At 65.3% G+C, this 14,944-nt stretch carries 11 protein-coding genes; 1 reads left to right on the top strand and 10 read right to left on the bottom strand.

Translation table 11 applies throughout. The features are described 5' to 3' along the window. Positions 1-92 precede the first annotated feature (92 nt). The 3 genes from HY57_RS17925 to HY57_RS17915 form a co-directional block, all read right to left on the bottom strand. The gene (locus HY57_RS17925; RefSeq protein WP_019464658.1) at positions 93-1,049 is read right to left on the bottom strand and encodes an acetyl-CoA carboxylase carboxyltransferase subunit alpha; all 957 of its coding nucleotides are present in this window, start codon (positions 1,047-1,049) and stop codon (positions 93-95) included. 378 nt (positions 1,050-1,427) lie between these two features. Next, positions 1,428-4,985 carry a DNA polymerase III subunit alpha gene (gene dnaE / locus HY57_RS17920; RefSeq protein WP_019464659.1) on the bottom strand — a complete coding sequence of 1,186 codons (3,558 nt, stop codon included), beginning with the start codon at positions 4,983-4,985 and terminating at the stop codon, positions 1,428-1,430. A gap of 92 nt (positions 4,986-5,077) precedes the next feature. After that, on the bottom strand, positions 5,078-5,629 hold the full coding sequence (locus HY57_RS17915) for a TlpA disulfide reductase family protein (RefSeq protein ID WP_026033821.1): 552 nt from the start codon (positions 5,627-5,629) through the stop codon (positions 5,078-5,080). A gap of 161 nt (positions 5,630-5,790) precedes the next feature. Between HY57_RS17915 and HY57_RS17910 the strand changes: the two genes are divergently transcribed. Further along, complete coding sequence (locus HY57_RS17910) at positions 5,791-7,230, top strand: amino acid permease (RefSeq protein ID WP_019464661.1); 1,440 nt, start codon at positions 5,791-5,793, stop codon at positions 7,228-7,230. Between the two features lie 227 nt (positions 7,231-7,457). On the opposite strand, the gene HY57_RS17905 is transcribed toward HY57_RS17910, so the two are convergent. From HY57_RS17905 to bamA, 7 genes are all read right to left on the bottom strand, one after another. After that, the gene (locus tag HY57_RS17905) at positions 7,458-7,667 is read right to left on the bottom strand and encodes a hypothetical protein (protein ID WP_019464662.1); all 210 of its coding nucleotides are present in this window, start codon (positions 7,665-7,667) and stop codon (positions 7,458-7,460) included. Between the two features lie 342 nt (positions 7,668-8,009). Beyond that, on the bottom strand, positions 8,010-8,636 hold the full coding sequence (rnhB, locus tag HY57_RS17900; protein WP_019464663.1) for a ribonuclease HII: 627 nt from the start codon (positions 8,634-8,636) through the stop codon (positions 8,010-8,012). Further along, a complete protein-coding gene (gene lpxB, locus HY57_RS17895) occupies positions 8,629-9,843 on the bottom strand; it encodes a lipid-A-disaccharide synthase (protein ID WP_019464664.1) in 1,215 nt (404 codons plus the stop codon). Before lpxB ends, rnhB begins: the two co-directional genes overlap by 8 nt. Positions 9,844-9,907: 64 nt before the next feature. Further along, on the bottom strand, positions 9,908-10,681 hold the full coding sequence (gene lpxA / locus HY57_RS17890; protein ID WP_019464665.1) for an acyl-ACP--UDP-N-acetylglucosamine O-acyltransferase: 774 nt from the start codon (positions 10,679-10,681) through the stop codon (positions 9,908-9,910). Continuing rightward, positions 10,678-11,151, bottom strand: a complete 474-nt coding sequence (gene fabZ / locus HY57_RS17885; RefSeq protein ID WP_019464666.1) for a 3-hydroxyacyl-ACP dehydratase FabZ — start codon at positions 11,149-11,151, stop codon at positions 10,678-10,680. Before fabZ ends, lpxA begins: the two co-directional genes overlap by 4 nt. Further along, a complete protein-coding gene (gene lpxD / locus HY57_RS17880) occupies positions 11,144-12,172 on the bottom strand; it encodes a UDP-3-O-(3-hydroxymyristoyl)glucosamine N-acyltransferase (protein ID WP_019464667.1) in 1,029 nt (342 codons plus the stop codon). The genes fabZ and lpxD overlap by 8 nt, the downstream gene beginning before the upstream one ends. A gap of 137 nt (positions 12,173-12,309) precedes the next feature. Then, a complete protein-coding gene (gene bamA, locus HY57_RS17875) occupies positions 12,310-14,772 on the bottom strand; it encodes an outer membrane protein assembly factor BamA (RefSeq protein ID WP_019464668.1) in 2,463 nt (820 codons plus the stop codon). Between the last annotated feature and the right edge of the window lie 172 nt (positions 14,773-14,944).

Genomic DNA, 14,944 nt, shown 5'->3' with positions numbered 1-14,944 from the left:
GACGGCGGCGTGAGCCGGGGGGGGGGCGGAAGGTGTGCGCAGTCGTCCTGCGCGACGGGGATCCGGTGTGGCGAATCCCCGTGGACCGGGTATTACTCGGTGTGCGCGCCGTAGCTGCGCAGGCGCTTGTAGCGCTGTTCCAGCAGATCCTTCATCGGCATGGCTTCCAGCGCGTCGAGCTGGTTGAGCAGCACGGCCTTCAGGCGCACGGCCATGGAGTGCGGGTTGCGATGGGCGCCGCCCAGCGGCTCGCGCACGACCTTGTCGATCAGGCCCAGCTCCAGCAGGCGCGGCGCGGTGAGGCCCAGCGCCTCGGCGGCGTCCTTGGCCTTCTCGGCGCTCTTCCACAGGATGGAGGCGCAACCTTCGGGCGAAATGACCGAGTAGGTCGAGTACTGCAGCATGACCGTGCGGTCGCCCACGCCGATGGCAAGCGCGCCGCCCGAACCGCCTTCACCGATCACGGTGCAGACGATGGGGGTTTTCAGGTCGGCCATTTCCAGCAGGTTGCGGGCGATGGCTTCGGACTGGCCGCGCTCTTCGGCGCCCACGCCCGGGTAGGCGCCTGGCGTGTCGATGAGCGTGAGCAGCGGAATGCCGAAACGCTCGGCCATCTTCATCAGGCGCAGCGCCTTGCGGTAACCCTCGGGGCGCGGCATGCCGAAATTGCGGCGCACCTTGCCCTTGGTGTCGCGTGCCTTCTGGTGGCCAATGATCATCACCGGGCGACCATTGATGCGGCCCAGGCCGCCGACGATGGCGGCGTCGTCCGCATAGGCGCGGTCGCCGGCCAGTTCATGGAACTCGTCGCAGATCACGCTGATGTAGTCGAGCGTGTACGGACGGCCCGGATGGCGCGACAGCTGCGTGACCTGCCACGGCGTGAGGTTGCGGAAGATCTCGTTGGTCTTCAGCTTCAGCTTCTCGCGCAGGCGGCCGACTTCTTCGTCGATGTTGAACGCCTGCCCGTGGCTGGCGTGGCGAAGCTCTTCAATCTTCGCGTCCAGCTCGGCGATGGGTTGTTCGAAATCGAGGAAGTTGGGATTCATTCGGTGCAGTTCATGACACGGAAGCGCGCCAGTATACCGGTCTGGGGAAAAACGCGGGAACGGGGGCGTATGGGGGTGAGGAAAGGGTGAAGGGGTACTCGCTTTTTGCTCGTCATTCCGGCGTAGGCCGGAATCCAGTGACGATCACGCCCGGCTTTCGCCCAAAGCCCGATGAACTCTTTCGCGAAAGCCGACTACCGTTGCTACTGGATTCCGGCCTGCGCCGGAATGACGGGTAGGGAAGACTGAGGAACGTCAATCACCGCCACACCGCCGGTCGTCTGTCTTCACAATGCGCAGCTTGGCCGTCTCCACCCCGGCACCGTCCAGATGGCCCGCAGCAGCTCCGGAATGACGGGTAGGGCAGACTGAGGAACGTCAGTCGCCGCCGCGCGGCCGGTCGTCCGTCTTCACGATGCGCAGCTTGGCCGCCTCCACCCCCGGAACAGCCCGGATAGCCCGCAGCAGCTCTGGAATCGCATCCACGCGCCACTCCTCACCCAGCTCCAGGTCGGCCTGGGCCACGGCATTGTGGTAGCCGTACAGGACCACGCTGGCGCGTCCGCCGCGGTAGCCGGAGAGTGTGCGACGCAGGTCTTCGATGAACCCCGGATTCACGCCATTCAGTTTTAAACGCAGCAGGCGCGCGAAGCGGCGGCAGCCATCGCCCAGCGTATAGGCGCTGCGGGCGCGCAGGGCGAAGCCGCCACCGGAGAAATCGTCGATGCGCAGGCCACCTTCCACCACCAGCATCTGATCACGCGTGAGCATGGGGGCGATCTGCAGGTAGAGGTCGCCGAAGAAGCTCACCTCGATGACGCCGGTGCCGTCTTCCAGGCGGACGAAGGCGTCGCTGTCACCACGCTTGCGCACGGCGGTGACCATGCCGGCCACCGTCCACGGTGTATCCGGGCCGCGGCGGAAGCGGTTGTCGTCGCCGTCGCTCTTGCGTGGCTTGGGTGGTTGGTAGCGCTCGGCGATCTCGCCTAGCGGACAGGTCGAGAGCTGCGCCAGCTCATCCTTCCACGGGTCGGTCGGATGGCCGGACAGGTAGTGGCCCAGCGTGTCGCGCTCGCCCTGCAGCTTTTGCTCCAGCGGCCAGTCGGTCACGACCGGCAGTTCGACTTCAACCGTGGCGGTCGTCGCACCCATCATGGCGCCGAACATGTCGTTCTGGCCGGACTGCTTGTTTTTCAGGTGCTGGTCCGCCGCCTTCATGGCGTTCGGCAGCTGGGCCATCAGGCTGGCGCGGTTCGGTGCAAGTGCGTCCAGCGAACCGGAAAGAATCAGCGCTTCCAGCACGCGACGATTGAGCTTGGTGGAGTCCACGCGACGGCAGAAGTCGGCGAGATCCTTGTACGCGCCACCGCGCTTGCGCTCGTCGGCAATGGCCTCGCACGCACCCTGGCCCACGCCCTTGATGGCGCCCAGGCCGTAGCGGATTACCTTCGGCTCAACGGCGACGAACATGAACTCGGATGCGTTCACGTCCGGCGGCAGCACCTTCAGGCCGATCGCCTTCGACTCGTCGATGAAGGTCACCGCCTTGTCGGTGTTGTCCATGTCCGACGAAATCGTCGCGGCCATGAACTCGGCGGGGTAGTGCGCCTTCAGCCAGGCGGTGTGGTACGAAACGAGCGCGTAAGCGGCGGCGTGCGACTTGTTGAAGCCGTAGCCCGCGAACTTCTCCATCAAGTCGAAGATCTCATCGGCCTTCTCGCCGGTGAGCCCGTCCTTGGCGGCGCCCTCGCGGAACTTGGCGCGTTCCTTCGCCATTTCCTCGAGTTTCTTCTTGCCCATCGCGCGGCGCAGCAAGTCGGCGCCGCCGAGCGAATAACCGCCCACGATCTGCGCCATCTGCATCACCTGCTCCTGATAGACCATGATGCCGTAGGTCTCTTTCAGGATCGGCTCGACGCGCGGGTCGGGGTACACCACTTCCTCGCGGCCGTGCTTACGGGCGACGAAGCTGGGGATCAGGTCCATCGGGCCGGGGCGGTACAGGGCCACCAGCGCGATGATGTCCTCGAAACGGTCGGGCTTCGCATCCTTGAGCATGCGCTGCATACCCGAGGATTCGAGCTGGAACACGGCGACGGTCTGCGCCTTCTTCAGCAGGTCGTACGCCGCCGGGTCATCGGTGGCAATGGCGGCGATGTTGAGTTCTTCTTCACCATTCACCGCGCGCCGCGCGTTGATGGCCTTGACTGCCCAGTCGATGATGGTCAGCGTGCGCAGGCCGAGGAAGTCGAACTTCACCAGGCCGACGGCTTCTACGTCGTCCTTGTCGTACTGCGTGACGACGCCCGCGCCACCCGGTTCGCAGTACAGCGGCGCGAATTCGGTAAGCGGCTTGGGGCCGATCACCACGCCACCGGCATGCTTGCCGACGCCGCGGGTGATGCTTTCCAGGCTCAGCGCCAGGTCGATCAGCGTGCGCGCTTCTTCGTCCTGGTCGTAGAGATCGCAGAAATCCTTGACGATACGGTCCGGCTCTTTCTTCGCCTTCTCCGAACGACCCAGCGCGCATTGCAGCGTGAGGTCGAGGGGGCGCGCGGGAATGAGCTTGGCGATGCGATCCACCGCGTTGTAGCCCATGCCGAGCACGCGGCCGGAGTCGCGCAGCACGGCCTTCGCCGCCATCGAACCGTAGGTGATGATCTGGCTGACGTGGTCGCGGCCGTATTTGCGCGCGACGTAGTCGATCACCTCGTCGCGGCGATCCATGCAGAAGTCGATGTCGAAGTCGGGCATCGACACGCGTTCGGGATTGAGGAATCGCTCGAACAGCAGGTCGAACTGGATCGGGTCCAGGTCGGTGATCTTCAGCACCCACGCCACCAGCGAGCCCGCACCCGAACCACGGCCGGGGCCCACGGGAATACCGTTCTGCTTACCCCAGTTGATGAAGTCCGCCACGATCAGGAAGTAGCCGGGGAAGCCCATCTTGATGATGACGTCCAGCTCGCGTTCCAGGCGCGTTTCGTATTCCTCGCGCGTGCGGCCAGGCGCGACGCCGGCGAATTCCAGGCGCTCCTTCAGGCCTTCGCGGGAGATTTCGCGGATGTAGCTGGCCAGGTCGTGGCCTTCCGGCACCGGGAAGTCCGGCAGGTAATACGTGCCGAAGCTCAGTTCCAGCGTGCAGCGCTTGGCCAGCTCGATGGTGTTTTCCAGCGCCTCGGGAAGGTCGGCGAACAACGCCTCCATGTCCTCGGGCGACTTCAGGTATTGCTGGTCGCTGTAGTCGCGCGGGCGCTTGGGGTCGGCGAGTACGCGGCCCTGGTTGATGCACACGCGTGCTTCGTGCGATTCGAAGCCTTCCTGCTTCAGGAAGCGCACGTCGTTGCTGGCGATCACCGGCAGCTCAAGCTGCGCGGCCAGGCCGAGCGCGGCGGCGTTCCAGTTCTCTTCGCCCTCGCGACCGGTGCGGGTCAGTTCGAGGTAGAGGCGATCGGCCATCTGCATCGCGAACGGGCGCAGCCGTGCGGCGGCCACATCCACACCCTGGTTGACGGCGATGCGTGCCGCTTCGCTGTCGCGGCCCAGCACCGCGATCAGGCCATTCGTCGCCTCGGGTGTGAGCCACGACGCATCGACCATGGCGCGGCCGCTGTGCTGCCCGTCGCGCCAGGCGCGCGACACCATGCGCGACAGGTTGAGGTAGCCGGCATGGTTCTGGATGAGCAGGGTGAGGCGCCAGGGACGCGGGTCATCCGGCGCGCTGACCCACAGGTCGACGCCGCCGATCGGCTTGATGCCGGCCGCGCTGCAGGCCTTGTAGAACTTCACCAGCGCGAACATGTTGCTGTCGTCGGTCAGCGCGACGGCCGGAATACCCTGGCGCACGCAGGCATCGACCAGTCCCTTGATACGGATGGTCGAGTCGACCAGCGAGTACTCGCTGTGAAGGTGGAGATGAGCGAAGCGGACGGACATGGCGCACGCGCAGGATGGATGTCCAGCCTAACGGTGCAGCCCGGACCGGGCAAGAATTGACATTGCTTCCGGGGCGACTTTTCCGCGTCGGATCAGGAGGATGCCGGATGGTCGGCGGTGGCCGTCGTTGCCCCGGGCGCAGGCTGGGCGATCAATTCGTCCACATCCGCCATGATGGTATCGAGCATGGTTTCGTCGTAACCCGTGTAAACGTGGGCGACGCGCCCGTCCCGCCCGATCATCACCATGAAGGGCAGGCCGTGAACCTCGTAGGGCTTGCCGATACGGCCGTCCGGCGGGTCATAGGTCAGGATGATGTCGAGGTTCTTCCAGCGATTGCCGAGATCCTTGAACTTGTCGTAGTCGTCTTCGTGATTCACGCCGATGACCTGCAGGTCAGCGGTGCCTTTCAGCTTCTGGAGTGCCGCCAGTACCGGGAGCTCTTTGCGGCAGTAACCGCACCACGAGGCCCAGAAGGAAACGATGACGACCTTGCCGCGCAGTTCCGAGACGCGCACGTCGTGACCATGGCGGTCGCGGCCCAGGTCATCGGCGGGGATGGCGCCCGCGTTGGGATGGGCCTGGCACAGGGCCACCGCCCCCAGGGCCAATATGGCCAGCAAGCTTCGAGCGAAGCGTTTCATCGGTCCTCCCTTGGCGGGCCAGCATAACGGAGGTGTGGTGGCCTGCGACGGCCCTGGGGCGGGGCGGACGAATGGCGGTTGCAGGGACGGGCCGGGGCTGGCATGGTCCGGTGCTCTTTATCCACTTGCACGGCAGCCCTGACACTGCCCGGAAAATATCGATGTCATTGATCCGCTCGCTGTTCACCATCAAACCCATCGAGGCGTCGCTCACCGCCAGCGACAACCTGCGGCGCACGCTGGGCCTGAAGGACCTGATCGTCCTGGGCGTGGGGGCGGTGATCGGCGCGGGTATTTTCGTCATCACCGGGCAGGCAGCCGCTGAGCATGCCGGTCCGGCCTTGACCATCTCGTTCGTGCTTGCCGGCCTCGCCGCCGCGCTGGCGGCCCTGAGCTACGCGGAATTCGCCGCCATGCTGCCGGTCTCGGGCAGCGCCTACGTCTACGCCTACGCCACCTTTGGTGAATTGCTGGCTTGGTTCATCGGCTGGAACGTGGTGGCCGAGTACCTGCTGGCGGTCTCCTCGGTGGCCGTTGGCTGGTCCGGATACGGCGTGGGCCTGCTGCACAGCATCGGCGTCGACGTGCCGTCCGTACTGGCGAATGCGCCGCTGGCGTTCAAGGACGGCCACTTCGTGGTCACCGGCGCCTGGATCAACCTGCCCGCGCTGCTGGTGGTGGCGGCCATCACGGCGCTGCTCTACGCGGGGACGCGCCAGTCGACGATGTTCGCCAGCGTGGTGGTGGTGCTGAAGGTGTTGGTGGTGATCCTGTTCGTGGTGTTCGGCCTGCAGTACATCGACACCTCGCTGTGGCATCCGTACGTGCCGGCGAGCCAGGGCGGCGACCATTACGGCTGGAGCGGCGTGTTCCGCGCGGCGACCAGCGTGTTCTATGCCTACATCGGCTTCGATGCGGTGGCGACGGCGGCGCAGGAAACGCGCAATCCGCAACAGAACGTGCCGGCGGGCATCTTGATTTCGCTGGCCATCTGCACGGTGCTCTACATCGTGGTGGCGGCCGTGCTCACCGGACTGGTGCCGTATGCCGAGCTGGCGACCGCCGAGCCGGTGGCCACCGCGCTCGCCGCGCATCCGTCGCTGGCGTGGCTGAAGGTGCTGACGCAGATTGGCGCCGTGGCGGGCCTGACCTCGGTGATCCTGGTGATGCATATGGGGCTGGCGCGCATTCTGTACAGCATGGCCGGGGACGGGCTGTTGCCGCGCACGTTCGGCGCCGTCCACGACCGCTTCAAGACGCCGCACCGCACGACGGTGCTGGTGGGTGTGGTCGGCGGCATTCTCGCCGCGCTGTTCCCGCTGAGCCTGCTGGGCGACCTGCTGTCGATGGGCACCTTGCTCGCGTTCGCCACGGTGTGTATCGGCGTGCTCGTGTTGCGCCGCACGCGTCCGGACCTGCCGCGTGGCTTCCGCGTACCGGCCGCCCCGGTGGTGTGCACGCTGGGCGTCATCGTGTGCCTGTTCCTGCTGGCGCAGATGAACGCCGGCAACTGGATGCTGCTGGCTGGCTGGACCGCGCTGGGCATGCTCATCTACATCGGTTACGGCTACCGTCACAGTCGCCTGCGTTCGCGCGGCTGATCTCCCCGGGTCGCGGCGACGATGGGCTCCCATCGTCGCCGGCGCTCATCACCTGGAGCCTGTTCAAAATCTCGCTGCAGCACCTTGCTTCCCCTCATCGTCATTCCCGCGAAAGCGGGAATCCAGTGACTTTCGGTTTTGGATAGCGCTCAAGGGCGCTGGATCCCCGCTTTCGCGGGGATGACGGTGAGGAAATCTGGAGCTTGAAGGAGATCGTGAGCAGGCTCTTAGGAGATGTGGAAACGCTCGTTGCCTTCAGGACTCTCGATGTAGTGGTCCAGGCCCTGCACCCGCAGGGGATGCAGGTCGTAGTCGACATGCCGGTATTCGGCGTCTGCGATGGCGGCCATCTCGTCGGGGCTGAGCTGCGACGAGGGCGTCACATTCGGACTGATGCCAGGTGTGGCGGGGTCGTTCGGGCGGCGGATCGTGCTCATGGTGGACTCCTGCGGTCGAATGCGCGCTTGGTTGGAGTCTTCATTCCCATGCGGTTGGGGAGGCGCACATGGGGCCTGCATCCCTGCCTGATGGAAGTGCACCGGTCATTGCTGCGATCGGGTGAGGGTGGTCGACCCGGTGGCTTCGCTTCCTATCCCTTCGGATGCAGCGGCGGCCTGAAAGGTTGCCTCGATCGGGGAGGCGGCAGATGGTCGCTGCTCCTTGGAATCGAGCTTAGATTAGCGCTATTGCAGGGCGGTGACGCGGGTCATAGGGCATGGCTGTTGGCGGGCGTATTGGCCCCGCCGTTGCATCCCCGGTGCGACGGTGCGTCGCCTGTTTCAGAACAGTACGCCCTGGTCCACCAGGATCTTCACCGGCGCGAAACTGCGGCGGTGATGCGGGCAGGGGCCCAGACGCTGCAGTGCGGCCAAGTGCGCTGGCGTTCCATAGCCTTTGTGCTCGGCAAACCCATAGCCGGGATGTTCGCGGTCGAGCGCCACCATCCAGCGATCGCGCGTCACTTTCGCGAGAATGGAGGCGGCGCTGATCGCCGGCTCCAGCGCATCACCGCCGATGATGGCCCGGCCCGGGCAGGGCAGGTCGCGCGGCAAGGCGTTGCCGTCGATCCACGCCTCCTGCGCTGCCGGCGACAGGCCGGCCAACGCACGGCACATGCCGGTCATGGTGGCCTGGTAGATGTTGATGCGGTCGATCTCGTCGGACATCACCATCACGATGCTGTACGCCAGCGCTCGTTCGATGATCAGCGGGTAGAGTGCTTCGCGCTTTTGCTCCGTGAGCTTCTTCGAATCGTTGAGCCCCTCGATGGGGCGCGCTGGGTCGAGGATCACCGCCGCGACGGCGACGGGACCACAGAGCGGGCCGCGTCCTGCTTCATCCACGCCAGCGATTAGACGCGCGGCCGTATCGATGGCGGAGCGTCGCCTGGTCTTGGGCTCAGCCATGGCGCGGCGCCTCGATCATCTCGGCGACGGCGCCGGCGGCCAGGTCGCCGGCGTGGCCTTCCAGGTCGCCGCGCAGGGCAAGATGGAGTTGTTCGAACGCAGCCACGATGGCGCCGCGCCGTTCGCTGTCATGGAACAGCGCGAGCGTCGCCTCGGCCAGCTTGTCGACCGTGAAGTCGTCCTGCATGAGCTCGGGAACCAGCACCACGTCGTTACCCATGCCGCTCGCGCGCGCCAGGATGTTCGGCAGCGAATAGACGTCCGTCTTGAGCATGTTCAGCGCTTTCGCGATGCGGTAGCTCACCGGCGAAACGCGGTAACCCACGACCATGGGGCGCTTGGCGAGCATCGCTTCCAGCGTTGCCGTGCCTGAGGCCAGCAACACCACGTCGGCGGCGAGCATGGCCTCGTGTGCATGGCCGTCGATGAGCTGAGGTGCGCCTTCGCCCCCGGCGTCGCCGATGATCTGCTTCAGCGTGGCATGCACGCGCTCGTTCGCTGCAGGGACGATGATGCGAAGACCCGGCAGCAGCGTGGCGACCTTGCGTGCCGCTTCGATGAACGCGCTGCCCAGCTGCTTGATCTCGGAGCCGCGGCTACCCGGCAACACCGCGAGGACGGGCACGTTCTGGGGCAGGCCGAGGAAGTCGCGTGCGCCAGTGCGATCGGACACCAGCGCAAAACGGTCGGCCAGCGGATGGCCGACGAAGCGCGCGTCGATGCCGTGCTTCGCATAAATGGCGGGTTCCATCGGGAACAGGCACAGCACGCGGTTGGCGCTGCGGCCGATCTTCTCGGCGCGCTTTTCACGCCATGCCCAGACCGAAGGGCTCACGTAATGCACGGTACGGATACCGTCCGCGCGCAGGCGCTTTTCGAGGCCGAGATTGAAGTCGGGCGCATCGATGCCGACCACCACGTCGGGTTTCGCGGCGACGAGGCGCGCGATCAGTTCCCTGCGCAACTTCAGCAGGCGCGGCAGGTGGGACACGACCTCCGCGAAGCCGAACAGTGAAAGCTCCCGGATGTCGTACCAGGAATCGAAGCCGACGGCCTGCATGCGCGCGCCGCCGATGCCGATGAAGTGCGCCAGGGGATAACGTCGCCGCAGCGACGTTATCAGGTCGGCCCCAAGCTGGTCCCCGGAATCTTCGCCGGCAATGATGGCGATGGTGGGGGTCAGGGTGGTCGCGTCTGTTGCGGACATGTCGTTACATCAGCCGTCAGAGCCAAGGCGCATGCCTGAATTGTTGAGATGAGCGAAGCTCATCTCAACGCGCCAGCGAGCGCTCGCTGCGGTCGAGGAATTCGAGCATGGCGCGCACGTCGTCGCTGTCATTGGCCTGCACGCTGAGCTGTTCGCGGGCATCGGCCAAGGTCAGGCCGGCCATATACAGCGTGCGGTAGGCGCGCTTGATGGCCGAGATGCGCGTGGTGTCGAAACCGCGGCGCTTCAGGCCTTCGCTGTTGATGCCGCGCGGACGGCCGCGTTGCTCGTTGGCCATGGTCACGAACGGCGGGACGTCCGAGCCCAGCAGGCAGCCCATGCCGATAAAGGCGTGCGCCCCGATCTTGCAGAACTGGTGTGCGCCGGAGAAGCCTGCCATCACCACCCAGTCGCCGATCTCGACGTGGCCGGCGAGTGCCGAGTAGTTGGAAAACACGGTGTTGTTGCCGATCTTGCAGTCGTGCGCGATGTGCACGTAGGCAAGGATCCAGTTGTCGTTGCCGATCTGGGTCACGCCGCCGCCGTCGCCGGTGCCGCGATTGATGGTGACGTACTCGCGGATCTGGTTGCGGTCGCCGATCACCAGCTCGGTGCGCTCGCCCTGGAACTTCTTGTCCTGCGGGTCGCCGCCCAGCGAGGCGAACTGGCTGATGCGGTTGTCGCGGCCGATGCGGGTAGGGCCCTGGATCACCACGTGCGGGCCGATCACGGTGCCCTCGCCGACATGGACGTCAGCGCCGATGACACTGTACGCGCCGATGCTGACGTTATCGCCGATGACGGCCGTGGGATCGATCTGCGCGGTGGGATGGATCATTTGTCGGACCTCGCGGCGCACATCAGCTCGCAGCTGGCCACGACCTTGCCGTCGACGAGGGTGCGCGCCTCGAACAGGCCCATGCTGCGCAGCAGGCGCTTGAGTTCGACTTCAAGGCGCAGCTGGTCACCCGGCACCACCGGCGCGTTGAAGCGCGCGTTGTCCACCTTGGCCAGGTAGAACAGCGGGCTGCCCGTGGTGCCCTTCAGGCGGCTGGAGATCTGCGTGAGCAGGCCGGCGGCCTGGGCCATGGCTTCCACGATCAGCACGCCCGGCATCACCGGATGGCCCGGGAAGTGGCCCTGGAAGAACGGCTCGTTCATGGTCACGTTCTTGATGGCCACGGCGCTCTTGTCGGGTACCAGCTCGATCAGGCGGTCGACCAGCAGGAACGGATAGCGATGCGGCAGCAGCTGCTGGATCGTTTCCACGTTCACGGGCAGGTGGAAAGGCACGGTCAGGTCACTCATTGTTACGGTCCTTCTCCAGCGCCGAAAGCCGGCGCGCGTATTCGTCAAGATGCTTGAACCGGGCTGCGTTGCGCCGCCACTGGCGGTTTTCCTGCAACGGAACGCCCGAGGAATATTCGCCCGGTTCGCGGATGGAGTGCGTGACCAGGCTCTTGGCGGTAATGGTAACCCGGTCGGCCACTTCCAGATGACCCAGCACGCCGGCATTGCCGCCGATCATGCAGTAGCGGCCGATCTTGGCGCTGCCGGCCACGGCGGCGCAGCCGGCCAGGGCGGTGTGCGCACCGATGTAAACGTTGTGGGCGATCTGGATCTGGTTGTCCAGGCGCACGTCTTCCTCGAGCACCGTGTCATCCAGCGCGCCGCGGTCGATGGTGGTATTGGCGCCGATCTCGCAGTCGTCGCCGATCCGCACGCCGCCCAGCTGCGGCAGCTTGATCCAGTGGTCGCGGTCGAAGGCCAGGCCGAAGCCATCCGAGCCGATCACCGCGCCGGGGTGCACCAGCACGCGCTTGCCCAGGGTGACACGGATGACCAGGGTCACGCGTGCCACCAGCCGGCACTGCGCCCCCACGGTGCACTCGGGGCCGATGATGCAATGCGGCCCGAGGATGGCGCCGTCTTCGACCACCGCGCCGTCCTCGATCACGCAACCCGGACCGATGCTGGCGGTTGGTGCCACGCGGGCGCCCGGCGATACCACGGCCGTGGGGTGGATGCCCTGCGGCGAGGCGGGCAGGCGCTCGAACAGCGCCGCGATCTTGGCGTAGGCCACGTAAGGGTCACGGGCCACCAGCGCGGCGACCGGACTGTCGGCGACGTTTTCCTCGCGCATGACCACCACACCCGCCCGGGTGCCGGTCAGTTGCGAGGCGTACTTGCTGTTGGAAAGGAAGCTCAGCTGGCTGGGGCTGGCGCCTGCCAGGGTGCCGACGCCATCGATGACGCGCGAGCCGTCGCCGTGGCACACCAGGCCGAAACGCTCGGCCAGCTCGGATACGGTGGATTGGAAAACGCTCATGTCAGCTCCCTGCAATCGGGCCATTGTAGGTCGCCCCGGCGGAGGCATCAAAAAGGCGCCGGCGGGCGGTGGCCAGGGACAAAAAGAAGGCGCGGCATGGCCGCGCCTTCGGTGTTCGACCGGTGACGGTCAGCTCGTCAGAACTGGCTGCCGAAGGTGAACTGGATGCGCTCCTCGTAGTGACCGTCATCCTGCTGCGTGCGCAGCGGCACGGCAAAGTTGATGATCAGCGGGCCGATCGGCGCCTGCCAGTGCAGCGACAGGCCGGTAGAGACGCGCAGCGTCTTGGCGGTGAAGCTCTGGTAGTCCTGGTAGGCGTTGCCGACGTCCACGAACCACGACACGCGGGCGGTGTTGATGTCCTTGAGGAACGGCAGCGGCAGGTACAGCTCGGCCGTGCCCAGCACCTTGAAGGCGCCACCCAGCGGCTGCGCGTAGCTGTAGACGCTGCCCGGGCAGGTGCCATTCGGCAGCGGGGTGATCGGCATCTGCTTGCCCGTCACCGGATCGGCCACGGTGCCCACGCAGACACGGGGGCCCAGCGTGTTGTCCTGGAAGCCGCGCACGTCGCGCACGCCGCCGGAGTAGAAGTTCTGCCAGAACGGGAAGGTGATCTTCTCGCCCGCCTGGTAGATGCCGTCGTCGCTGCTGTAGTCGAAGGTCTGGCCGTAGGTCTTGCCGTAGCCCACCTGGCCGTCCACGTAGAGCACGAAGCCCTTGCCGATCGGCCAGTAGTGGTTCGCCTCGCCCATGATCTTGTAGTACTGCACGGTGGAGCCGGGCAGGGCGATGTCGGTGGACAGCGAGATCAGGCCGCCGCGTGTGGGTGCCCAGTAACCGTTGCGGGTGTCGTGGTTCCAGCCCAGCGTGGCATCCCACGTATGGATGGTCTTGTGGCCCAGCGCGTTCTGGTAGTCGACCAGGATCTGCGGCGAGTAGTTGGACGTCTGCACGTTGCCGTACGCGTCGAGGTACTCGTAGGTCAGGTTGATCTTGTTGCTGCTGATGCCCAGGCCGGCGCGGATGTTGTCCGTTTCGGAGATCGGGAAGCTCAGGAAGCTGGAGAACGACTTCAGCGAGCTCTCGTAGTTCACGAAGTCGCTGTTGGTGTCGCCGTAATTGCTCTTGGTGTAGCCGATGTTGTAACCGATACCCACGCCGCTGTCGGTGAGGTACGGGTTGAAGTAGCTGGCATTGACCGAGGTGGAGTAGTCGCTGCGCGACGCGCCCACGGTGAAGCTATCACCGGTGCCGAGGAAGTTGTTCTGCGACACCGACGCGGACAGGATGATGCCCGAGTACTGCGAGTAACCCACGCCGAACATCAGGCTGCCGGCGGACTGTTCTTCCACCTTCACGGTCAGGTCGACCTGGTCCTCGGTGCCCGGCACCAGGGCCTTGTCGATGTTGACGGTCTTGAAGTAGCCCAGGCGCTGCAGGCGGATCTTGGAACGGTCGATCGCCGGCTGCGAGAACCAGCTGCCTTCCAGCTGGCGCATTTCGCGGCGCATCACGTCGTCTTCCGTGCGGGTGTTGCCCTGGAAGATCACGCGGCGCACGTACACGCGCTTGCCCGGCTCGATGTAGAGCGTCAGGTCGACGGTGCGCTTGTCCTTGTCGAGCTTCGGCACTGGCGACACCTTGGCGAAGGCATAACCGATGCTCGCCAGGATGCTCTTGATCGCATTGGTGCTCGCTTCGATCGCCTTGCGATTGAAGGTGTCGCCCTTGTGCACGTACACCAGCTGGTGCAGCGAGTCCTCGGGGAGGATCAGCTCGCCGAGCAGGTGCACGTCGGAGATGGTGTAGATGTCGCCTTCCTTGACGCTGGCGGCGATGTACATCGAGCGCTTGTCCGGCGCGATGGTCACCTGCGTGGAATCGACGCCAAAGTCGGCATAGCCGCGGTCCATGTAGTAGGACTGCAGCTTCTCCAGGTCGCCGGAGAGCTTTTCACGCGAGTACTGGTCATCCTTCGAATACCAGGACATCCAGTTGGACGTGTCCGACTCGAAACCCTTGCGGATTTCCTTGTCGGTGAACGCCTTGTTGCCGACGATGTTGATTTCCTTGATCTTGGCAACCTTGCCTTCGCGGATTTCAATGTCGATGGCGACGCGGTTGCGGTCAAGCTGGGTCACGTGCGGGTCGACCGACACGTTGTACTTGCCGCGGTTGTAGTACTGGCGCACCAGTTCCTGCTGCACGCGGTCGAGCGAGAGGCGGTCGAAGGTCTCGCCTTCGGCCAGGCCGATCTCCTTCAGGCCCTTGCGCAGATCCTCTTCCTTGATGTCCTTGTTGCCGCGCAGGCTGAGCTTGGCGATGGACGGGCGCTCGACGACCTTGATGACCATGATGTCACCTTCGCGGTCGATCTCCACGTCACTGAAGAACTTGGTCTGGTACAGGGCGCGGATCGCGCGCTGGGCACCATCGTTGGTCAGGCGGTCGCCACGGTTGACCGGCAGGTAGTTGAGCACCGTACCGGCGGAGATGCGGCTGAGGCCATCGATACGGATATCGGAAACGACGAACGGCTCGAACGCGAGGGCATTGGCGGAGAGTGAGGCAAGCAGGATCAGGGCGGCGATACGCTTCATCGTCGATTCCGTTGGTTTTATTCCGATGAGACGGCCGGGACCGCCTCGATCAAATACGTGAAGCCAGGACAAGCCCAGCCTGAAAAGGGTGCTTGCATCTTCCCCAGATGCGCCGGGTGAACCACCGCCATGTGTCTGCCGCAGACGCCTGTACGCGCACGCTGCAGATACG

Origin of the sequence: Dyella japonica A8 (assembly GCF_000725385.1) — a bacterium.
Classification (GTDB): domain Bacteria; phylum Pseudomonadota; class Gammaproteobacteria; order Xanthomonadales; family Rhodanobacteraceae; genus Dyella; species Dyella japonica_C.
This window is presented reverse-complemented; position numbering and strand designations above follow the sequence as displayed.